This is a genomic window from Enterobacter cloacae complex sp. (assembly GCF_900322725.1).
Taxonomy (GTDB): Bacteria; Pseudomonadota; Gammaproteobacteria; order Enterobacterales; family Enterobacteriaceae; genus Enterobacter; species Enterobacter quasihormaechei.
In genome coordinates this window covers 64,046-85,445 of the sequence record NZ_LT991959.1, presented here as the reverse complement: position 1 = coordinate 85,445, position 21,400 = coordinate 64,046, and the positions used below count along the sequence as shown (strand labels likewise).

Below are 21,400 nucleotides of genomic sequence, written 5' to 3'. Positions count from 1 at the left end.
ATTTTAAGAGTTATGGAGAATCTTATGCTTCAAAAAAAAGGATGGCGAATAATAATCTTATTGACTACTTTAATCCTTTCGGGATGTAGTAGCGTAAAGGATGTCGAGTATGTAGACCCAGGAAAATATTCAGACTTGGCTAGTTATCTAACTGAAGTATTTGAAAAATCAAATTGTACGGGTGCTATTTTCTCCCCTCAAGGCCATAAGTTTGTAAATTCTGATGGATTAAATTATCAATTATCTGGGAGGAATCTTCGTTGTTATGTGGTATCAATTGAAGAGTCTATAAATAGGTATTGTACTGTTAAGCGCGGGGTTATGAAGCAAGGGGGGACATGGTGTGTTGTAGGTGACTCTCCGTTGTTCCATGTGGATTATAGCCCTGACACCTCAATGGTCAGCACCGGCTTGGGTTCAGACAATTTCTCTACAGTAGAGCCACCTGAGACTTTGAGTGGAAAACAATGGCTAAACACTGCTGAGAAACTTGGTTATATTAGCGAGCGTGTCCAGCATAATATTGATGTGGACAAAGAGATTGAGGCATCTAAGGAGAAAGCTGTAAAAGCGATGAGGGATATTCAGATGAATACACCAGTTAATGCCAATATCGGTGACTTGATCTGTCGAGATGATTATGAGGTAAAGTCTAATCAATATCCTGGAACTGTATATTACAAAGCTTATGTTGAAAAGAAAGAAAAAAACAAGCTGCAATTACGTTTGGTTTGGCACGGTGGTGATGGATTTGTCATCAATGACTTAACCAATGTGAATAATATAATCTGGTCAAGCCCTAATGGATGGCGCCACTGTAATTAACATTAATAAATTCTTCTTTACTATTTGAGCCCGTCTACACGGGCTGTTTTTTCTTTTTGTCCGTCTGAATGTTCATCCTGAATACCCAGTTTAACTATTCTAAACCTCAATGAGTATAATATGAGTTTTAATGCCAAGGATATGACCCAGGGCGGTCAGATCGCGAGCATGCGCATCCGCATGTTCAGCCAGATCGCCAACATCATTTTGTACTGTCTCGTTATTCTCTTCGGGATCATCGTCGCCCTGACGCTCACCGTGAAGCTGTCGTGGCAGACGTTCGTCAACGGCATGGTCTGGTACTGGTGCCAGACGCTTGCTCCCATGCGTGATGTTTTGAAGTCACAGCCCGTTTACACCATTCGCTACTACGGCAAGGAACTGAAGTACAACGCGCAGCAGCTGTTGCAGGACAAGTACGTTATCTGGTGTGCTGACCAGGTCTGGACCGCTTTTATCCTCGCTGCCATCATTGCCGCCGTGGTCTGCGTCATCGCCTTCTTTGTCACCACGTGGATTCTGGGACATCAGGGCAAACAGCAGAGCGAGGACGAAGTCACGGGCGGTCGCCAGCTGACCGACGACCCCAGAGAAGTGGCCAGAATGCTCAAACGCGACAATCTGGCATCCGATATCAAAATTGGTGATCTGCCGCTCATCAAAAACTCCGAGATACAGAACTTCTGCCTGCACGGTACCGTCGGGGCAGGGAAGTCCGAAGTCATCCGCCGCCTGATGAACTATGCCCGCAAGCGCGGCGACATGGTCATCGTCTACGACCGCTCCTGTGAGTTCGTTAAAAGCTACTACGACCCGGCAATCGACAAGATACTCAACCCGATGGATGCGCGCTGCGCGGCTTGGGATTTATGGCGCGAGTGCCTGACACAGCCTGACTTCGATAACGTCTCCAACACCCTCATCCCGATGGGCACAAAAGAAGACCCCTTCTGGCAGGGCTCCGGGCGCACCATCTTTGCGGAAGCGGCCTACCTGATGCGTAATGACAAGGACCGCAGCTACAGCAAGCTGGTCGACACGCTGCTCTCCATCAAGATTGAGAAGCTGCGTTCATACCTTCAGAATTCGCCGGCGGCGAACCTGGTGGAGGAGAAAATCGAGAAGACGGCCATCTCGATCCGTGCGGTGCTGACCAACTACGTCAAGGCCATCCGCTACCTTCAGGGCATTGAGCACAACGGCGAACCCTTCACAATCCGCGACTGGATGCGCGGCGTGCGGGAAGACGGGCGGAACGGCTGGCTGTTTATCTCCTCAAATGCCGATACCCATGCCTCCCTGAAGCCGGTCATCTCCATGTGGCTGTCCATTGCCATCCGTGGCCTGCTGGCCATGGGAGAGAACCGCAACCGCCGCGTCTGGATTTTTGCCGACGAACTGCCGACCCTGCACAAGCTGCCGGACCTGGTTGAAATCCTGCCGGAGGCGCGTAAGTTCGGCGGCTGCTACGTCATCGGCATCCAGTCCTATGCCCAGCTGGAGGATATCTACGGCCAGAAGCCCGCGGAAACGCTGTTCGACGTGCTGAACACCCGCGCGTTCTTCCGTTCCCCGTCACGCAATATTGCCGAGTTCGCCGCCGGTGAAATCGGCGAGAAAGAAATCCTCAAGGCTTCAGAGCAATATTCTTACGGTGTCGACCCGGTGCGTGACGGCACGTCGGTCGGTAAGGATATGGAGCGCGTGACCCTGGTCAGCTACTCCGATATCCAGACGCTGCCCGACCTGTCCTGCTACGTCACCCTCCCCGGACCGTATCCGGCGGTGAAGATGGCCCTGAAATATCAGGAGCGCCCGAAGGTGGCGCCTGAATTCATTCAGCGCCGTATCGATGACAAGGCCGAGCAGCGCCTGAATGCGGCGCTTGCGGCCCGCGAGGCCGAGTCCCGCAGCGTGGCCATGCTTTTCGAGCCGGATACGGAAGCCATTGCTCCGGTGTCAGCCCCGGAGAATGCTGGCCAGCCACAGCAGCCACAGCAGCCACAGCAGCCACAGCAGCCACAGCAGCCACAGGAGACACAGCCTGCCCCTGTTATAACGCCACGTCCTGCGCCTGTCGCAGCCAGTACCTCTGCTGCTGCGGCCGCCGCCGTTGCGGGTACCGGCGGCACCGAATCGGTGCTTGAGACGAAGGCCGAGGAGGCCGAGCAGCTGCCGCCGGGCATTGATGAAAGCGGCGAAGTAGTCGATATGGCTGCCTGGGAGGCCTGGCAGGCGGAGCAGGACGAGCTGACGCCGCAGGAGCGGCAGAGGCGTGAAGAGGTGAACATCAACGTTCACCGGACCCATGACGACGATCTTGAGCCGGGAGGATATATCTGATGATGAGCATCGGCTCGGTTAAGTCTGCCGGCAGCGCGGGCAACTACTATACCGACAAGGACAACTACTACGTTATCGGCAGCATGGGCGAACGCTGGGCGGGTGAAGGCGCTAAGGCGCTGGGACTCAGCGGCAACGTGGACGTGAAAACCTTTACCCGCGTACTGGAAGGAAAGCTCCCCGACGGCAGCGATCTGAGCCGCGCCCAGGACGGGACCAACAAACACCGTCCTGGCTACGACCTGACGTTTTCAGCGCCGAAAAGCATCTCGGTGATGGCCATGCTGGGCGGCGACACGCGCCTCATCGACGCCCACAACCGCGCCGTGGACACGGCCATTAAGCAGATCGAGGCGCTGGCCTCCACGCGCGTCATGACCGACGGCAAAAGCGAGACGCAGCTGACCGGCAACCTGGTGATGGCGCTGTTTAACCACGATACCAGCCGCGACCAGGAGCCGCAGCTGCACACACACGCCGTGGTGGCCAACGTCACGCAGCACGACGGAACCTGGCGCACGCTCAGCAGCGACAAAATCGGAAAGACCGGCTTTATCGAAAACGTCTACGCGAACCAGATAGCCTTTGGCCGCCTGTACCGCGCCGCGCTGAAGGACGACGTGACGTCAATGGGCTACGAGACCGAAACGGTCGGCAAGCACGGAATGTGGGAGCTGAAGGGCGTCCCGACGGAGCCGTACTCCAGCCGCAGTAAGGCCATACGCGAGGCAGTCGGAGACGATGCGTCACTGAAGTCGCGCGACGTGGCGGCGCTCGATACCCGCCAGTCCAAACAGAAGGTCGATCCGGAGCAGCGCATGGCCGAATGGATGGCCACCCTGAAGGAGACGGGCTTCGACATCCAGGCCTACCGTGAGGCCGCTGACCTGCGGGTACGTGAAGGTGCCGTTCCGGTGAGCACTCCGGAATCCCCTGATGCGCCTGCGGCGGTCAGCCAGAGCATTGCCATGCTCAGCGACCGGCGGGCGCGGTTTACCTACTCCGAGCTGCTGGCCACCACCCTCGGCCAGCTGCCCGCGCGTCCCGGCATGATTGAGCAGGCGCGGGAAGGCATCGATGCGGCCATCAAAAACGAGCAGCTGATCCCGCTCGATAAAGAGAAGGGGCTGTTCACCTCAAACGTTCACGTTCTGGACGAGCTGTCCGTGTCGGCGCTGTCGCGCGAACTTCAGCAGCAGGGCCGCGTGGATGTCTTCCCCGACAAAAGCGTGCCCCGCAGCCGGGCGTTCAGCGATGCCGTCAGCGTGCTGGCGCAGGACCGCTCTCCGGTGGCCATCATCTCAGGACAGGGCGGGGCGGCCGGACAGCGCGAGCGCGTGGCGGAGCTTGCCATGATGGCGCGCGAGCAGGGCCGCGACGTGCAGATTATGGCCGCTGACCGCCGTTCGGCCGCAAACCTGGCCAGGGATGAGCGCCTCAGCGGCGAGCTGATCACCGACAGGCGCGGACTGACTGAAGGGATGACGTTCATTCCCGGTAGCACGCTGATTGTCGACCAGGGCGAGAAGCTGACCCTGAAGGAGACGCTGACACTGCTCGACGGCGCACTGCGCCATAACGTCCAGCTGCTGATTGCTGACAGCGGCCAGCGCACCGGAACCGGCAGCGCGCTGACCGTGATGAAGGAGGCGGGCGTCAGTACGCTGGCCTGGCAGGGCGGCGAGAAAACCCGTGTCTCGGTCATCAGCGAGCCGGACAGGCGCGAACGCTACGATCGCCTGGCGGCGGACTTTGCGAAGAGCATTCGTGCCGGCAAGGAGGCCGTGGTGCAGATTAGCGGCGCCCGCGAGCAGGCGGCGCTGGCGGCCACCGTGCGCGATGCCCTGAAAGGTGAAAAGGTGCTGGGCGAGCGCGATATCAGCATTACCACGCTTGAGCCGGTGTGGCTTGACGGACGCCACCGGCAGGTTCGGGATCACTACCGGGAGGGCATGGTGATGGAGCGCTGGAATGCTGAAGAGCGCAGCCGCGAGCGCTTCGTTATCGATCGCGTCACCGCCCGCAACAACAGCCTGACGCTGCGCAACGCGCAGGGTGAAACGCAGGTGACCCGCCTGACGGAACTCGACAGCAGCTGGTCCCTCTACCGCACCGGCACCCTTCAGGTGACCGAAGGTGACCGCCTGGCCGTGCTGGGCCAGACGCAGGGCGCGCGCCTGAAGGGCGGGGACAGCGTGACCGTGACGGGCATCGATGAGAAGGGTATCCACGTCAGCCTGCCGGGGCGAAAAACGCAGGTGGTGCTGCCGGCGGGCGACAGCCCGTTCACGGCCCCGAAGATCGGTCAGGGCTGGGTGGAGTCGCCGGGCCGATCGGTGAGCGACAGCGCCACGGTCTACGCCTCGCTGACGCAGCGCGAGATGGATAACGCCACGCTGAACGGCCTGGCCCGCAGCGGTGCTGAGATCAGGCTTTATTCCGCGCAGACGGTGCAGAAAACGGAGGAGAAGCTGTCCCGCCAGTCTGCCTGGACCGTGGTGACGGCGCAGGTGAAGGAGGCCGCCGGGAAGGACTCCCTTGGCGAAGCGCTGGCGCATCAGAAGGCCGCGCTGCACACGCCGGAGCAGCAGGCCATCCACCTGGCCATTCCCTCGCTTGAGGGTAACGGGCTGGCGTTCACCCGACCGCAGCTGATGGCCGCCGCGAAGGATTTCGCACAGGACAAGCTCAGTCTGGCCGCGATTGAGGATGAAATTGCGCGCCAGACGCGCAGCGGGGCGCTGATATCGGTGCCTGTTTCGCAGGGGAACGGACTGCAGCAGCTCGTCTCGCGTCAGTCCTACAACGCTGAGAAAAGTATTATCCGCCACGTCCTTGAAGGAAAGGATGCCGTCACCCCGCTGATGGGCAAGGTTCCGGACGCGCAGCTGGCGGGCCTGACCGACGGGCAGCAGAACGCCACGCGCATGATTCTGGAGTCCCCCGATCGCTTTACCCTGGTCCAGGGCTACGCGGGCGTGGGCAAGACGACGCAGTTCCGGGCGGTCATGTCGGCCATCGGCACGCTGCCGGAAGAGCGGCGGCCGCGCGTTATCGGCGTGGCCCCGACTCACCGGGCGGTGGGGGAGATGCGGGATGCGGGCGTGCCCAAATCACAGACGCTGGCGGCCTTTATCCACGACACGCAGCAGCAGCTGCGCGGCGGCGAGCGTCCGGACTTCAGCAACGTGCTGTTCCTCATCGACGAAAGCTCGATGGTGGGCAACGCCGACATGGCGAAGGCGTACAGCCTGATTGCGGGAGGCGGCGGCCGCGCGGTATCGAGCGGCGACACCGACCAGTTACAGTCCATCGCGCCCGGCCAGCCCTTCCGGCTGCTTCAGAAGCGCAGCGCCATCGATACGGCGGTGATGCAGGAGATAGTCCGCCAGACGCCTGCGCTGCGGCCAGCGGTGTACAGCCTCATTGAGAGGAATATCGGCAGCGCCCTGACCACCCTTGAGAGCGTGGCGCCGCAGCAGGTTCCGCGCAGGCCGGACGCGTGGCAGCCTGACGGTTCGGCCATGGAGTTCAGCCGCGAGCAGGAGAAGGCGATTGCCGATGCGATTAAGGCCGGAGACCTGGCGCCCGGCGGGCAGCCCGCAACGCTGCTGGAGGCCATCGTGAAGGACTACACGGGGCGCACGCCGCAGGCGCAGGCGCAGACCATCGTCATCACCGCCCTGAACGCCGACCGGCGCCAGCTTAATGCGATGATCCACGACGCGCGCCGCGAGGCGGGAGAGCTGGGCGAGAAAGAGGCGATCGTGCCCGTGCTGACGCCGGCAAACATCCGCGACGGCGAGCTGCGGCGAATGGACACCTGGCAGAGTCACGCCAGCAGCATGGTCCTGCTGGACAACACCTACTACAGAATAGACGCGCTGGATAAGGACGCGCACCTGGTGACGCTGAAGGACGCACAGGGCAATACCCGCAGTCTTTCACCCGCACAGGCGGTGACCGAAGGCGTGACGCTGTACCGCCAGGACACCATCGCCGTCTCGCCGGGGGACCGGATGCGCTTTTCGAAAAGCGACAACGATCGGGGCTTTGTGGCCAACAGCGTCTGGACGGTCAGCGACATTAAAGGTGACAGCGTCACGCTGACGGACGGGAAGCAGACCCGTACGGTCAGGCCGGGTGTGGAGCCTGCGGAGCAGCACATTGACCTTGCCTACGCCGTGACGGTCTACGGCGCACAGGGCGCGAGCGAGCCCTTCTCCATTTCACTTCAGGGCACGGACGGCGGGCGTAAGCAGATGGTGAACTTCGAGTCGGCCTACGTGGCGCTGAGCCGCATGAAGCAGCACGCGCAGGTCTACACCGACAACCGCGAGAAGTGGGTGGCCGCCATGGAAAAATCGCAGGCGAAAAGCACCGCTCACGACATCGTGGAGCCGCGCAACGACCGCGCGGTGGCGAACGCCGCCCGCCTCACGGCATCGGCAAAGGGGCTGGGCGAGGTCCCGGCGGGCCGCGCCGCGCTGCGCCAGGCCGGGCTGCGGCCTGAGACTACGCTGGCGAAGTTTATCTCTCCGGGAAGGAAATACCCGCAGCCGCACGTGGCGCTGCCTGCCTTTGACCGCAACGGCAGGCAGGCGGGTGTCTGGCTGAGCACCCTGACCGACGGGGACGGGCGGCTTCAGGGGCTGAGCGGTGAAGGGCGCGTGATGGGCAGCGGGGACGCTGCGTTTGCCGGCCTTCAGGCCAGCCGAAACGGTGAGTCGCTGATGGCGGGGGATATGGCAGAAGGTGTGCGGCTGGCGCGGGAGAACCCGCAGAGCGGCGTGGTGGTCCGTATTGGCGATGCAGAAGGCCGCCCGTGGAATCCGGGGGCCATCACCGGAGGCCGCGTCTGGGCTGACGTTGTACCCGACGGGACGGGTACGCAGCACGGCGAGAAAATCCCGCCGGAGGTGCTGGCGCAGCAGGAGCTTGAGGCGCAGCAGAGGCGTGAGCTGGAGAAACGGGCGGAAGATGCGGTGCGCGAGCTGGCGCGCGGCGGCGAGAAGTCTGCCGAACCTGCCGACGCGGTCAGGGAGCTGGCGCGTGAGCTGGGCGAGGGAAAAAACCGGGAACGGTCGACGGATGTCACGCTGCCTGAAAGCCCGGACGTTCGCGCCCGGGATGAGGCGGTATCGAGGGTGGCGCACGAAAACGTGCAGCGCGACCGCCTGCAACAGATGGAGCGCGATACGGTGCGCGTGCTGGAACGTGAAAAGACCCTGGGAGGCGACTGATGCGTGCTGAAGATAATCCTTTTTTCCCTCTGGTTGTGGTGGGGGTCGTCTCAGAAAACGGAAAATAAAGCACGCTAAGCGTGCGTGGAGGCTGGCACCCAGCGGTACAGCGTCGGAATGGACACGCCGAGGTTCTTGGCCACGTCCTTGGGCGGCACCCCGCTGGCCAGCAGCTTCTTGGCCGACTCGATCTTGCTGTCGGTCATCTTCGGCTTGCGGCCGCCTTTGCGGCCGAGCTGCTTGGCGACTTCCAGCCCGGCGCGGGTGCGCTCGACGGTCAGCTCGCGCTCCATTTCGGCAAGGCTCGCCATGACGTGGAAGAAGAACCGCCCGGATGGTGTGCCGGTGTCGATGGAGTCGGTGAGGCTCCTGAACTGGACACCGTGCTTGTGCAGATCGCCGACCAGATCGACCAGTTGCTTGACCGACCGGCCCAGCCGGTCGAGCTTCCAGACGACCAAAGTATCGCCTTCGCGCAGCATTTCGAGCGTCTTGGCCAAGCCAGGCCGGTCTGCCCGCGTGCCACTCACCTTGTCCTCGAAGACCTTTTTACATCCGGCCTTGCTCAAGGCTTCGCGTTGCAGCTCCAGGTTCTGATCCTGCGTCGAGACGCGCGCATAGCCAATCAACATGGCTTGTCTCGCGCCCGGTCGATGCGTTCCTGCATCGCCTGCATCACTTCTTCGTGGGTGTACGATCTGGCGTTGGCGTCGGTGGCTTGCCGCAGGGCTTCCTCAACCTCGCGCGTCATCCGCTCGTAATCCTCCGGCCACAGCGCTTGCTCCATGCGCAGCGACGCCTGACCCAGCAGGTGCAGCAGGCTGAACAGCCGCATGTCGTTGGTGGCGACGATGCGCTCCCGAATCTGCTCCTGAATAGCTTCGCTAGCCCGATGCGCTTGTGGTGTGGCAGTCCCCTCGTAGTCAGCGGGGAATTCCGCTTCCTCGGCAATCCTTGCCCAGGCGCTGGCCAGCGCCTCGATGGTTGACGTGCTCATTTCCGCCGCTCCTGTGCTCTTTGGCGAATCAACCGGCCAAGGGGCCTCGACGCGAAAACCAGCAGCATCACGCCTATCGGATACCAGGTCGAGAAGACCACCAAGGCATCGAAGGCTGGCCGTCCGGTGTTGGTAGGCAGTACGGCGGTCACAGCCATCAACCCGCCGACCGTCCAGATGATGCGCCACACGTAGGGCATCACGCGGGGCACGTAGCCGTCATCGAAAGCGGTCTGGTAGTAGCGGCGCAGGCCGCGCTCGGCAAGCGCCTGGCGCTGCCGCTCCGACAGCGCATCCGTCCGGCCATACCAGCGCCGGAATGGTGGACAGCGCAGCAGCAAAGGGGTGAAGAGGATCATCACCGCCACGATCGCGACACCCCACGCCATGACGGCGCCGGCATCGGGCCGCTTGGCGTTCTCGATCACGGGCGCGAAGACGCCCGGAGCACCGATCATCCAGAACAGCGCAATGTGCTGATGGAAGGAGAGCTTCATTTGCTCATCCACTTGCGCAGCAGGCGCTTTTTCAGGGAGGCGCGTTCTTGCGGGTTGCGTCCCTTGTGATTGGCGATGCGATCCGCCGTGGCGGCCTGGCGCTTGACGGGCCAGTAGGAGCGGCCATCCTTGCCCATCGACCAGACGCTGCTGGCCTGGTTTTCCAGCAGGGGCAGATGGGCGCTCAGGGCTTCGGGCGACGCGCTGGTCAGCGCCGTGCTCTCACGGGTGCGCCAGCGCTGATGCCAGAGCTTCTTGTCCTCGCGCTCGCTGCCGCAGGTCGTGTGCCCGACGATGGGTGTTTTGCGGCGGCTGCGGCTCATAACGTAGTGGTCTCCAAGAACATTCAGGACTGATCCCAGGCGTCGATGGTCAAGACCTGATCGGCAGGACAGGCGGCTACGCGGTCGGGAACTGGATGGTGTTCAGTCTCATGCCGACCCCATTCGATTGATCGCGTCGCTTGCGGCACGCTGCGACGCAAGGAGGTTTGCGACCTGGTTTAGCAGCCGTGTCCGCTGCATGTCTGTTACCTATCTCCCCGACCGCTCATTGGACCAACTCCAGAGATTGGGCTCTATCGCTCAGCCAATACGAAACCGGCATTGGCTGATGCCACAACCGAGACGAACACAAATGGCTCGGTACCTGTATTTCGCGCCCCGTGCACTTGGCCCGGTCTTGCCACGGCTATCTCACCTTCCCTGAGGGCACGAACAATCCCATTGCCCTGAAAGTAATCAGCCATTCCCGACAAAACAGTCCACGTGTCTTGGCCGTGAGGATGAATGTGAGCCGCAATTTCCTGCCCGGGATGGACATGCCAAACCACGATAATTGAGTCTCGGGTTTCAAGCACAACGGAACGAATAGGCTCGCCTTCGGACGGCTGAACATACTCGGCTACAGAAAATATTCTCGATTCAACAGTCATCGGAGATCCCTCTTTCACAGTTGTCGTTACGGTCTTCATCGTCGGCATCCTGACGCACGGCGGGCAATTGCTGGAGCAACGCCGGCAGCCATTCCTGTACCGTCTCCCACACCACATCGAGGTTGATGTCGAAATAGCCGTGAGCCATGCGATTACGCATATTGCGCATGCTGCGCCACGGCACGTCGGCATGCGCCTGGGTGAACTCGACGTAGCCATCCATCACCTTTGTGGCCGCCTCGCCGATGACGATCAGGCTCATGATGACGGCCTGCTGGGTGCGCTTGTCGGCCAAGAAGTCGTCCTTGGCCATCCCTTCCACGAAGCTGCGCGCATCGGTTGCGGCCTGCTGAATGTGGTCGAGGTAATCGGGCAGGCGGTTCTCGCTCATATCGGTTGCGCCTCCGCGAGCACCTTGGCCCGGAACTTCGGCGGCAGGTCGCCGGGAGTCAGCAGATCGACGTCAACGCCGAGCAGCGATTTCAGTTCTTCTTCCAAATCGCCCAAGTCCAACAACGTGGCACCGGGCAGCGCATCGACCAACAGGTCGAGGTCGCTGCCATCCCGGTCGGTGCCATGCAGCACCGAGCCGAAGACGCGCGGGTTCGCGGCGCGAAAGCGGCCTACCGCTTCACGCACTGCGCTTCGCTTCATGTCAAGCACAACAGACGGTCGCATGCGCATCCTTTCTTATCGAAACTCGTTGAGATGATATGCAATCAAGAATAGAATTTCAAGAACTATTTTCGAGAATCGCAATGCCTTGATTCCCGTGCCGCGCCTGTCGTTTTCAGAAGACGGCTGCACTGAACGTCAGAAGCCGACTGCACTATAGCAGCGGAGGGGTTGGATCCATCAGGCAACGACGGGCTGCTGCCGGCCATCAGCGGACGCAGGGAGGACTTTCCGCAACCGGCCGTTCGATGCGGCACCGATGGCCTTCGCGCAGGGGTAGTGAATCCGCCAGGATTGACTTGCGCTGCCCTACCTCTCACTAGTGAGGGGCGGCAGCGCATCAAGCGGTGAGCGCACTCCGGCACCGCCAACTTTCAGCACATGCGTGTAAATCATCGTCGTAGAGACGTCGGAATGGCCGAGCAGGGGTCGTTTGCGGGAGGGGGCGGAATCCTACGCTAAGGCTTTGGCCAGCGATATTCTCCGGTGAGATTGATGTGTTCCCATCCGAGCGGCGAAACATGGGCCAAGAGATCGGGCGATAGCAGCTTTCCATCGCGTTTCTGGTTTGCAACGACCTCGCCGAGCTTCATGGTGTTCCAGAAGATGATGATGGCGGCGAGCAGATTCATGCCGGCGATGCGGTAATGCTGGCCTTCGGCGGAACGGTCGCGGATTTCACCGCGGCGGTGGAAGCTGATTGCCCGCTTCAGCGCATGATGAGCTTCGCCTTTGTTGAGCCCGATCTGGGCACGCCGTTGGAGTTCGGCATCCAGAATCCAGTCGATCATGAACAGGGTGCGCTCGACGCGACCGACTTCCCGCAGGGCTGTCGCGAGCTCGTTCTGCCGCGGATAGGAGGCGAGTTTCCGCAGAATCTGGCTTGGCGCGACGGTCCCGGCAGCAATGGTGGCGGCGATGCGCAGGATGTCGGGCCAATTGCGCTCGATCATGGCTTGGTTGACCTTTCCGCCGATCAACGCTCGCAGGTGCGCCGGGGCGGCCGACGGATTGAACGCGTAGAGCCGTTTGGATGGCAGGTCGCGGATGCGCGGAGCGAACCGGTAGCCGAGAATGGCACATGCGGCAAAGACGTGATCGGTGAAGCCGCCCGTGTCGGTGAACTGCTCGCGGATATGGCGTCCAGCATCGTTCATCAGCAGGCCATCGAGGATGTAAGGCGCTTCGCTTGCCGTTGCAGGAATCACCTGGGTTGCGAACGGCGCATATTGGTCGGAGACGTGGCTATAGGCTTTCAGGCCCGGGGTATTGCCATATTTCGCGTTGACCAGGTTCATGGCCTCACCTTGCTCTGTAGCGACGAAGAACTGTCCGTCGCTCGAAGCCGACGTGCCCATGCCCCAGAACCGGGCCATGGGTAACGCTGCCTGTGCCTCGACCACCATGGCCAGCGCCCGGTCATAGGCTTCGCCCTCGACATGCCACCGTCCAATGCGGATCAATTCCCAGAAGGTGTGGGTGTTTGTCGCATCCGCCATTTTGCGCAAGCCGAGGTTGATCCCTTCCGCCAAGATAACGTTCATTAGCCCGATCCGGTCAGCGCAGGGTGCTCCTGTGCGCAGATGGGTGAACGCTTCGGTGAAGCCGGTCGCCGCATCCACCTCCAGCAGGAGATCGGTGATGCGCGTGGGCGGGATCTGCTTGTAGAGATCGAGCACCAGATCTTCGGCGCCTGTCGGCGCGGCGGCTTCGAGTTTCTCGATATGCAGAACGCCGTTTTCAATCGACCCGCCCGGGATCGTGCCTGCGCGAGCGGCACGGCCAAGCTCGCGCAACCGCATGTCGAGGCGATCTTGCCGGTCTGCCAGCCATTCCTCCGGCCGCAATGGCACAGCGAGACGACCGCCTTCCGCGATGGCTTGTGCCGGAACGAGTGCGTGTTTCAGATCGCCATAGCGCCGGGACCTAGTAAGCCAGACATCTCCGGAGCGGAACGCATCGCGCAGATGGAACAGCACCGCGATCTCCCATAGGCGAGCGTCGCCAGCCCTCTGGGCCCGAAGGTGGCGATGCCATTTCGAGCTGGGCCGCAAGAAGCTGGTCATCGCGGCATCGTTCAAACCGGTACGAAGGGCCGTCACCGCTTCCAGAAGCGGCAGTGCAACGGGCGCAGCTCGCAGATCGAGCAGGCGCAACATGCGTGGAGCGTATCGGCGGAAGCGGTGATAACCGTCGAGCACATGATTGAGCGGATCGTCGGCCATGGTGGCGGTCAGCCTGGTTGCCATTGCAACAAGGGTTTTTAAGCCGTCCCACCCTGACCCACTCGCGATGACATCGCCCAGCGGCTGGCCATCATCCTGTGCATCGACCAGGGCGCCCCCGATCTCGGCGAAGGATTTCAGGGTGTCACGCACCACCCCCGCTTCGTCTGCGACCTTTGCATGGCAAATACGCTCCGAAGCACGGTAGAGACGGCCGACGATCCGGTCGTGGGTTTCGACCACTGCGTCGGCCAACATCGCCTGCCATTCCGAGACGCAAACAGCCAAGATCGCAAGCCGCCTGTCCTCCGGGAGATCGCGCATGCCGTCGGCATAATACCGTTCACCCTGCCTGCGCAGACGAGTCACCCGATGGGCAGGAACGCCGGCAAGCAGATCCTCGGGGAGATCGACGCGTTGCAGATATTCGAGCCGGTCGAGCAGCCGGTTGGCCGACGAAGAGTTCGAGCCAGGCTCGAACTGGCGCAGCCACACAAAACGGGTCACCCGATCATCAGCCGTCTCCTCGAGCAATGCCAGCAACTGTTCTCGGATCGACATAGGCAGCCGACTGGCGATCCTCGTCTCGATGCGTCGCTCGGCATCGACGAGAGCCGCGGCACAAAGCCGCTCGATCGTGGATGTCGCGGGAAGGACAGTGCGGGTGCGTCGGCACTCGGCTACGAAGCGACGGGCGATATCCTCGTTCGACACCGCCATCTCGGCTTCTCGGAACAACCATTCCTTCAGCTCGCTCGCACCACGTCCGGAGAAGGTGCGGAAGCCGTAGAGCCCCCGTAACTCGGCAAGATGCTCGTGCCGTGTTTCCTCGCGGGCAGCATAGTCTACGAGATCGTCGGCACCCAGGCCAAGCTGCGCTCCGATAAATTCGATGACCTCTGCAGGGATCAGTTCGCCTGGAGCCAGCACCCGGCCGGGATAGCGCAGGACACACAATTGCAGGGCGAAGCCGAACCTGTTGTGAGCGCGCCGACGCAGCCTGATATGCCCAAAGTCTTCATCACTCAGCGTATAGTGCTTGAGCAAATCCGTCTGTGAAGTCGGCAAGCGCAACAGCGCGTCTTTCTGCCGATCGGTTAGAGTGACGCGACGCGGCATACATGTTCCTTTTTCAAAATCTGATAGCGTTCAAGACGCTTTGTTTATGAAGCTGGTTGAGATACATTTCCAGAGGTCAATGCAATCGTGGCCGAAGCGCCGCCTCAAACCAACGTTTGTGATACATGCTGATCGGATATGCCCGCGTCTCCAAAGCCGATGGCTCGCAGTCTCTCGACCTGCAGCACGACGCCTTGCGCGCCGCAGGTGTCGAACGGGACAATATCTATGATGATCTTGCTTCCGGCGGTCGTGATGATCGCCCTGGCTTGACTGCCTGCCTCAAGTCATTGCGTGACGGCGATGTGCTGGTGGTCTGGAAGCTCGATCGCCTCGGACGATCGCTTGCCCATCTGGTCAACACGGTGAAGGAGCTGTCAGACCGCAAGATCGGCCTGCGGGTTCTGACTGGAAAGGGCGCTCAGATCGACACCACGACTGCGTCCGGTCGCATGGTGTTCGGAATCTTCGCCACCTTGGCCGAGTTCGAGCGGGATCTGATCCGAGAGCGCACCATGGCGGGTCTCGCCTCCGCGAGAGCGCGCGGTCGCAAGGGCGGACGAAAATTCGCGCTCACCAAAGCTCAGGTGCGTCTCGCGCAAGCCGCCATGGCCCAGCGCGATACTTCAGTTTCCGATCTCTGCAAGGAACTCGGCATCGAGCGCGTCACTCTCTACCGATATGTCGGTCCCAAAGGCGAGCTCAGAGACCATGGAAAGCATGTTCTCGGACTTACGTAGCAACTCGTTTCTTTTCGCAGGTTGAGCCACCTCCGCGCTTCATCAGAAAACTGAAGGAACCTCCATTGAATCGAACTAATATTTTTTTTGGTGAATCGCATTCTGACTGGTTGCCTGTCAGAGGCGGAGAATCTGGTGATTTTGTTTTTCGACGTGGTGACGGGCATGCCTTCGCGAAAATCGCACCTGCTTCCCGCCGCGGTGAGCTCGCTGGAGAGCGTGACCGCCTCATTTGGCTCAAAGGTCGAGGTGTGGCTTGCCCCGAGGTGATCAACTGGCAGGAGGAACAGGAGGGTGCATGCTTGGTGATAACGGCAATTCCGGGAGTACCGGCGGCTGATCTGTCTGGAGCGGATTTGCTCAAAGCGTGGCCGTCAATGGGGCAGCAACTTGGCGCTGTTCACAGCCTATCGGTTGATCAATGTCCGTTTGAGCGCAGGCTGTCGCGAATGTTCGGACGCGCCGTTGATGTGGTGTCCCGCAATGCCGTCAATCCCGACTTCTTACCGGACGAGGACAAGAGTACGCCGCAGCTCGATCTTTTGGCTCGTGTCGAACGAGAGCTACCGGTGCGGCTCGACCAAGAGCGCACCGATATGGTTGTTTGCCATGGTGATCCCTGCATGCCGAACTTCATGGTGGACCCTAAAACTCTTCAATGCACGGGTCTGATCGACCTTGGGCGGCTCGGAACAGCAGATCGCTATGCCGATTTGGCACTCATGATTGCTAACGCCGAAGAGAACTGGGCAGCGCCAGATGAAGCAGAGCGCGCCTTCGCTGTCCTATTCAATGTATTGGGGATCGAAGCCCCCGACCGCGAACGCCTTGCCTTCTATCTGCGATTGGACCCTCTGACTTGGGGTTGATGTTCATGCCGCCTGTTTTTCCTGCTCATTGGCACGTTTCGCAACCTGTTCTCATTGCGGACACCTTTTCCAGCCTCGTTTGGAAAGTTTCATTGCCAGACGGGACTCCTGCAATCGTCAAGGGATTGAAACCTATAGAAGACATTGCTGATGAACTGCGCGGGGCCGACTATCTGGTATGGCGCAATGGGAGGGGAGCAGTCCGGTTGCTCGGTCGTGAGAACAATCTGATGTTGCTCGAATATGCCGGGGAGCGAATGCTCTCTCACATCGTTGCCGAGCACGGCGACTACCAGGCGACCGAAATTGCAGCGGAACTAATGGCGAAGCTGTATGCCGCATCTGAGGAACCCCTGCCTTCTGCCCTTCTCCCGATCCGGGATCGCTTTGCAGCTTTGTTTCAGCGGGCGCGCGATGATCAAAACGCAGGTTGTCAAACTGACTACGTCCACGCGGCGATTATAGCCGATCAAATGATGAGCAATGCCTCGGAACTGCGTGGGCTACATGGCGATCTGCATCATGAAAACATCATGTTCTCCAGTCGCGGCTGGCTGGTGATAGATCCCGTCGGTCTGGTCGGTGAAGTGGGCTTTGGCGCCGCCAATATGTTCTACGATCCGGCTGACAGAGACGACCTTTGTCTCGATCCTAGACGCATTGCACAGATGGCGGACGCATTCTCTCGTGCGCTGGACGTCGATCCGCGTCGCCTGCTCGACCAGGCGTACGCTTATGGGTGCCTTTCCGCAGCTTGGAACGCGGATGGAGAAGAGGAGCAACGCGATCTAGCTATCGCGGCCGCGATCAAGCAGGTGCGACAGACGTCATACTAGATATCAAGCGACTTCTCCTATCCCCTGGGAACACATCAATCTTACCGGAGAATATCGTTGGCCAAAGCCTTAGCGTAGGATTTCGCCCTCTCCCGCAAACGACCCCGAGCAGATCCTGCACGGTTCGAATGTCGTAACCGCTGCGGAGCAAGGCCGTCGCGAACGAGTGGCGGAGGGTGTGCGGTGTGGCGGGCTTCGTGATGCCTGCTTGTTCTACGGCACGTTTGAAGGCGCGCTGAAAGGTCTGGTCATACATGTGATGGCGACGCACGACACCGCTCCGTGGATCGGTCGAATGCGTGTGCTGCGCAAAAACCCAGAACCACGGCCAGGAATGCCCGGCGCGCGGATACTTCCGCTCAAGGGCGTCGGGAAGCGCAACGCCGCTGCGGCCCTCGGCCTGGTCCTTCAGCCACCATGCCCGTGCACGCGACAGCTGCTCGCGCAGGCTGGGTGCCAAGCTCTCGGGTAACATCAAGGCCCGATCCTTGGAGCCCTTGCCCTCCCGCACGATGATCGTGCCGTGATCGAAATCCAGATCCTTGACCCGCAGTTGCAAACCCTCACTGATCCGCATGCCCGTTCCATACAGAAGCTGGGCGAACAAACGATGCTCGCCTTCCAGAAAACCGAGGATGCGAACCACTTCATCCGGGGTCAGCACCACCGGCAAGCGCCGCGACGGCCGAGGTCTTCCGATCTCCTGAAGCCAGGGCAGATCCGTGCACAGCACCTTGCCGTAGAAGAACAGCAAGGCCGCCAATGCCTGACGATGCGTGGAGACCGAAACCTTGCGCTCGTTCGCCAGCCAGGACAGAAATGCCTCGACTTCGCTGCTGCCCAAGGTTGCCGGGTGACGCACACCGTGGAAACGGATGAAGGCACGAACCCAGTTGACATAAGCCTGTTCGGTTCGTAAACTGTAATGCAAGTAGCGTATGCGCTCACGCAACTGGTCCAGAACCTTGACCGAACGCAGCGGTGGTAACGGCGCAGTGGCGGTTTTCATGGCTTGTTATGACTGTTTTTTTGTACAGTCTATGCCTCGGGCATCCAAGCAGCAAGCGCGTTACGCCGTGGGTCGATGTTTGATGTTATGGAGCAGCAACGATGTTACGCAGCAGGGTGACGGTGTTCGGCATTCTGAATCTCACCGAGGACTCCTTCTTCGATGAGAGCCGGCGGCTAGACCCCGCCGGCGCTGTCACCGCGGCGATCGAAATGCTGCGAGTCGGATCAGACGTCGTGGATGTCGGACCGGCCGCCAGCCATCCGGACGCGAGGCCTGTATCGCCGGCCGATGAGATCAGACGTATTGCGCCGCTCTTAGACGCCCTGTCCGATCAGATGCACCGTGTTTCAATCGACAGCTTCCAACCGGAAACCCAGCGCTATGCGCTCAAGCGCGGCGTGGGCTACCTGAACGATATCCAAGGATTTCCTGACCCTGCGCTCTATCCCGATATTGCTGAGGCGGACTGCAGGCTGGTGGTTATGCACTCAGCGCAGCGGGATGGCATCGCCACCCGCACCGGTCACCTTCGACCCGAAGACGCGCTCGACGAGATTGTGCGGTTCTTCGAGGCGCGGGTTTCCGCCTTGCGACGGAGCGGGGTCGCTGCCGACCGGCTCATCCTCGATCCGGGGATGGGATTTTTCTTGAGCCCCGCACCGGAAACATCGCTGCACGTGCTGTCGAACCTTCAAAAGCTGAAGTCGGCGTTGGGGCTTCCGCTATTGGTCTCGGTGTCGCGGAAATCCTTCTTGGGCGCCACCGTTGGCCTTCCTGTAAAGGATCTGGGTCCAGCGAGCCTTGCGGCGGAACTTCACGCGATCGGCAATGGCGCTGACTACGTCCGCACCCACGCGCCTGGAGATCTGCGAAGCGCAATCACCTTCTCGGAAACCCTCGCGAAATTTCGCAGTCGCGACGCCAGAGACCGAGGGTTAGATCATGCCTAGCATTCACCTTCCGGCCGCCCGCTAGCGGACCCTGGTCAGGTTCCGCGAAGGTGGGCGCAGACATGCTGGGCTCGTCAGGATCAAACTGCACTATGAGGCGGCGGTTCATACCGCGCCAGGGGAGCGAATGGACAGCGAGGAGCCTCCGAACGTTCGGGTCGCCTGCTCGGGTGATATCGACGAGGTTGTGCGGCTGATGCACGACGCTGCGGCGTGGATGTCCGCCAAGGGAACGCCCGCCTGGGACGTCGCGCGGATCGACCGGACATTCGCGGAGACCTTCGTCCTGAGATCCGAGCTCCTAGTCGCGAGTTGCAGCGACGGCATCGTCGGCTGTTGCACCTTGTCGGCCGAGGATCCCGAGTTCTGGCCCGACGCCCTCAAGGGGGAGGCCGCATATCTGCACAAGCTCGCGGTGCGACGGACACATGCGGGCCGGGGTGTCAGCTCCGCGCTGATCGAGGCTTGCCGCCATGCCGCGCGAACGCAGGGGTGCGCCAAGCTGCGGCTCGACTGCCACCCGAACCTGCGTGGCCTATACGAGCGGCTCGGATTCACCCACGTCGACACTTTCAATCCCGGCTGGGATCCAACCTTCATCGCAGAACGCCTAGAACTCGAAATCTAACGTCCGTTCGGGCATCGAGGTCCATGTCGGGGTGGGACGGGCCCGTGGCTTCAAGATCACTTGCAGTCCGACCGCGATGTCTTGGTTGCGCGAGAGGTTGTCGATATCCTCCACTTCCATCATCAACCCTGGATAATGCCGCCGCCGTCATCGCCGCCGACGCCCGTGCCGGGCTTTTCGGGCCTGTCAGGCTTGCTCGGCCTTCAGCCTGCCTGGGCGAGATCTCCGGCGGACGGATTAACGGCGGAGCTTCGCCGCCTTTCGTGCGTGTGAAGGCCGAAGATAGTTCTCTCAAAAACATCCGTTTATGAGAGATACCAAATGTCATTTTCAGAAGACGACTGCACCAGTTGATTGGGCGTAATGGCTGTTGTGCAGCCAGCTCCTGACAGTTCAATATCAGAAGTGATCTGCACCAATCTCGACTATGCTCAATACTCGTGTGGGCTCTGTTGCAAAAATCGTGAAGCTTGAGCATGCTTGGCGGAGATTGGACGGACGGAACGATGACGGATTTCAAGTGGCGCCATTTCCAGGGTGATGTGATCCTGTGGGCGGTGCGCTGGTATTGTCGCTATCCGATCAGCTATCGCGACCTTGAGGAAATGCTGGCGGAACGCGGCATTTCGGTCGACCATACGACGATCTATCGCTGGGTCCAGTGCTACGCCCCGGAGATGGAGAAGCGGCTGCGCTGGTTCTGGCGGCGTGGCTTTGATCCGAGCTGGCGCCTGGATGAAACCTACGTCAAGGTGCGGGGCAAGTGGACCTACCTGTACCGGGCAGTCGACAAGCGGGGCGACACGATCGATTTCTACCTGTCGCCGACCCGCAGCGCCAAGGCAGCGAAGCGGTTCCTGGGCAAGGCCCTGCGAGGCCTGAAGCACTGGGAAAAGCCTGCCACGCTCAATACCGACAAAGCGCCGAGCTATGGTGCAGCGATCACCGAATTGAAGCGCGAAGGAAAGCTGGACCGGGAGACGGCCCACCGGCAGGTGAAGTATCTCAATAACGTGATCGAGGCCGATCACGGAAAGCTCAAGATACTGATCAAGCCGGTGCGCGGTTTCAAATCGATCCCCACGGCCTATGCCACGATCAAGGGATTCGAAGTCATGCGAGCCCTGCGCAAAGGACAGGCTCGCCCCTGGTGCCTGCAGCCCGGCATCAGGGGCGAGGTGCGCCTTGTGGAGAGAGCTTTTGGCATTGGGCCCTCGGCGCTGACGGAGGCCATGGGCATGCTCAACCACCATTTCGCAGCAGCCGCCTGATCGGCGCAGAGCGACAGCCTACCTCTGACTGCCGCCAATCTTTGCAACAGAGCCTCCGTCGCCATGCTCACCTCGCTTTGGTGCACACGAGTATTGAGCATAGTCGAGATTGGTGCAGATCACTTCTGATATTGAACTGTCAGGAGCTGGCTGCACAACAGCCATTACGCCCAATCAACTGGTGCAGTCGTCTTCTGAAAATGACAGCGCCGGTTGCCTTGGCGGGCTTGTCACAA

18 protein-coding genes and 3 pseudogenes are annotated in these 21,400 nt (G+C 60.7%); 10 read left to right on the top strand and 11 right to left on the bottom strand.

Annotation, left to right across the window (positions count from 1 at the left end; genetic code table 11):
- Positions 1-24 precede the first annotated feature (24 nt).
- The 3 genes from DBR02_RS25720 to traI all read left to right on the top strand — a co-directional run bounded on the left by DBR02_RS25720 (position 25) and on the right by traI (position 8,411).
- The gene (locus DBR02_RS25720; RefSeq protein ID WP_107535707.1) at positions 25-825 is read left to right on the top strand and encodes a hypothetical protein; all 801 of its coding nucleotides are present in this window, start codon (positions 25-27) and stop codon (positions 823-825) included.
- A gap of 120 nt (positions 826-945) precedes the next feature.
- The gene (traD, locus tag DBR02_RS25715) at positions 946-3,168 is read left to right on the top strand and encodes a type IV conjugative transfer system coupling protein TraD (RefSeq protein ID WP_107535706.1); all 2,223 of its coding nucleotides are present in this window, start codon (positions 946-948) and stop codon (positions 3,166-3,168) included.
- Entirely contained in the window at positions 3,168-8,411 is a 5,244-nt protein-coding gene (traI, locus tag DBR02_RS25710; protein WP_107535705.1) for a conjugative transfer relaxase/helicase TraI, read from the top strand. The genes traD and traI overlap by 1 nt, the downstream gene beginning before the upstream one ends.
- Before the next feature lie 74 nt (positions 8,412-8,485).
- On the opposite strand, the gene DBR02_RS25705 is transcribed toward traI, so the two are convergent.
- The 9 genes and pseudogenes from DBR02_RS25705 to DBR02_RS25655 form a co-directional block, all read right to left on the bottom strand.
- Entirely contained in the window at positions 8,486-9,043 is a 558-nt protein-coding gene (locus tag DBR02_RS25705; RefSeq protein WP_003100847.1) for a recombinase family protein, read from the bottom strand.
- Positions 9,037-9,408: a hypothetical protein gene (locus DBR02_RS25700; protein WP_003100853.1), complete on the bottom strand. Its 372-nt coding sequence runs from the start codon at positions 9,406-9,408 to the stop codon at positions 9,037-9,039. Before DBR02_RS25700 ends, DBR02_RS25705 begins: the two co-directional genes overlap by 7 nt.
- Entirely contained in the window at positions 9,405-9,905 is a 501-nt protein-coding gene (locus DBR02_RS25695; RefSeq protein ID WP_003100856.1) for a hypothetical protein, read from the bottom strand. The genes DBR02_RS25700 and DBR02_RS25695 overlap by 4 nt, the downstream gene beginning before the upstream one ends.
- A complete protein-coding gene (locus DBR02_RS25690; protein ID WP_006812576.1) occupies positions 9,902-10,228 on the bottom strand; it encodes a hypothetical protein in 327 nt (108 codons plus the stop codon). The genes DBR02_RS25695 and DBR02_RS25690 overlap by 4 nt, the downstream gene beginning before the upstream one ends.
- A gap of 254 nt (positions 10,229-10,482) precedes the next feature.
- Positions 10,483-10,839 carry a cupin domain-containing protein gene (locus DBR02_RS25685; protein ID WP_003465043.1) on the bottom strand — a complete coding sequence of 119 codons (357 nt, stop codon included), beginning with the start codon at positions 10,837-10,839 and terminating at the stop codon, positions 10,483-10,485.
- A complete protein-coding gene (locus DBR02_RS25680; RefSeq protein ID WP_001293886.1) occupies positions 10,829-11,230 on the bottom strand; it encodes a HepT-like ribonuclease domain-containing protein in 402 nt (133 codons plus the stop codon). Before DBR02_RS25680 ends, DBR02_RS25685 begins: the two co-directional genes overlap by 11 nt.
- On the bottom strand, positions 11,227-11,517 hold the full coding sequence (locus DBR02_RS25675; RefSeq protein WP_001247892.1) for a nucleotidyltransferase family protein: 291 nt from the start codon (positions 11,515-11,517) through the stop codon (positions 11,227-11,229). Before DBR02_RS25675 ends, DBR02_RS25680 begins: the two co-directional genes overlap by 4 nt.
- Positions 11,518-11,823: 306 nt before the next feature.
- Positions 11,824-11,940 (bottom strand): annotated as a pseudogene (locus DBR02_RS25660) (integrase); the annotation flags it as partial.
- 32 nt (positions 11,941-11,972) lie between these two features.
- Positions 11,973-14,858, bottom strand: a complete 2,886-nt coding sequence (locus tag DBR02_RS25655; RefSeq protein WP_032428972.1) for a Tn3 family transposase — start codon at positions 14,856-14,858, stop codon at positions 11,973-11,975.
- A gap of 125 nt (positions 14,859-14,983) precedes the next feature.
- Here DBR02_RS25655 and DBR02_RS25650 point away from each other — a divergent pair, with 125 nt between their 5' ends.
- From DBR02_RS25650 to DBR02_RS25640, 3 genes are all read left to right on the top strand, one after another.
- Positions 14,984-15,598, top strand: a complete 615-nt coding sequence (locus tag DBR02_RS25650; RefSeq protein WP_000904906.1) for a recombinase family protein — start codon at positions 14,984-14,986, stop codon at positions 15,596-15,598.
- 65 nt (positions 15,599-15,663) lie between these two features.
- On the top strand, positions 15,664-16,467 hold the full coding sequence (gene aph(3'')-Ib / locus DBR02_RS25645; protein WP_001082319.1) for an aminoglycoside O-phosphotransferase APH(3'')-Ib: 804 nt from the start codon (positions 15,664-15,666) through the stop codon (positions 16,465-16,467).
- The gene (locus DBR02_RS25640) at positions 16,467-17,303 is read left to right on the top strand and encodes an aminoglycoside O-phosphotransferase APH(6)-Id (RefSeq protein ID WP_000480968.1); all 837 of its coding nucleotides are present in this window, start codon (positions 16,467-16,469) and stop codon (positions 17,301-17,303) included. Before aph(3'')-Ib ends, DBR02_RS25640 begins: the two co-directional genes overlap by 1 nt.
- Here the strand turns inward: DBR02_RS25640 and DBR02_RS25635 are convergent.
- Positions 17,275-18,312: a class 1 integron integrase IntI1 gene (locus DBR02_RS25635; protein ID WP_032428971.1), complete on the bottom strand. Its 1,038-nt coding sequence runs from the start codon at positions 18,310-18,312 to the stop codon at positions 17,275-17,277. The genes DBR02_RS25640 and DBR02_RS25635 overlap by 29 nt on opposite strands.
- A 101-nt stretch (positions 18,313-18,413) precedes the next feature.
- Between DBR02_RS25635 and sul1 the strand changes: the two genes are divergently transcribed.
- The 4 genes and pseudogenes from sul1 to DBR02_RS25610 all read left to right on the top strand — a co-directional run bounded on the left by sul1 (position 18,414) and on the right by DBR02_RS25610 (position 21,164).
- Entirely contained in the window at positions 18,414-19,265 is an 852-nt protein-coding gene (gene sul1 / locus DBR02_RS25630; protein ID WP_000946487.1) for a sulfonamide-resistant dihydropteroate synthase Sul1, read from the top strand.
- 127 nt (positions 19,266-19,392) lie between these two features.
- Positions 19,393-19,893 carry a GNAT family N-acetyltransferase gene (locus tag DBR02_RS25620; RefSeq protein WP_000376623.1) on the top strand — a complete coding sequence of 167 codons (501 nt, stop codon included), beginning with the start codon at positions 19,393-19,395 and terminating at the stop codon, positions 19,891-19,893.
- A gap of 320 nt (positions 19,894-20,213) precedes the next feature.
- A pseudogene (locus DBR02_RS26725) lies at positions 20,214-20,282 on the top strand (EAL domain-containing protein); the annotation flags it as partial.
- A 117-nt stretch (positions 20,283-20,399) separates the two neighbouring features.
- Positions 20,400-21,164: an IS6-like element IS6100 family transposase gene (locus tag DBR02_RS25610; RefSeq protein WP_001389365.1), complete on the top strand. Its 765-nt coding sequence runs from the start codon at positions 20,400-20,402 to the stop codon at positions 21,162-21,164.
- A 139-nt stretch (positions 21,165-21,303) separates the two neighbouring features.
- Here the strand turns inward: DBR02_RS25610 and DBR02_RS26720 are convergent.
- Positions 21,304-21,369, bottom strand: a pseudogene (locus DBR02_RS26720) (EAL domain-containing protein); the annotation flags it as partial.
- Positions 21,370-21,400 lie beyond the last annotated feature (31 nt).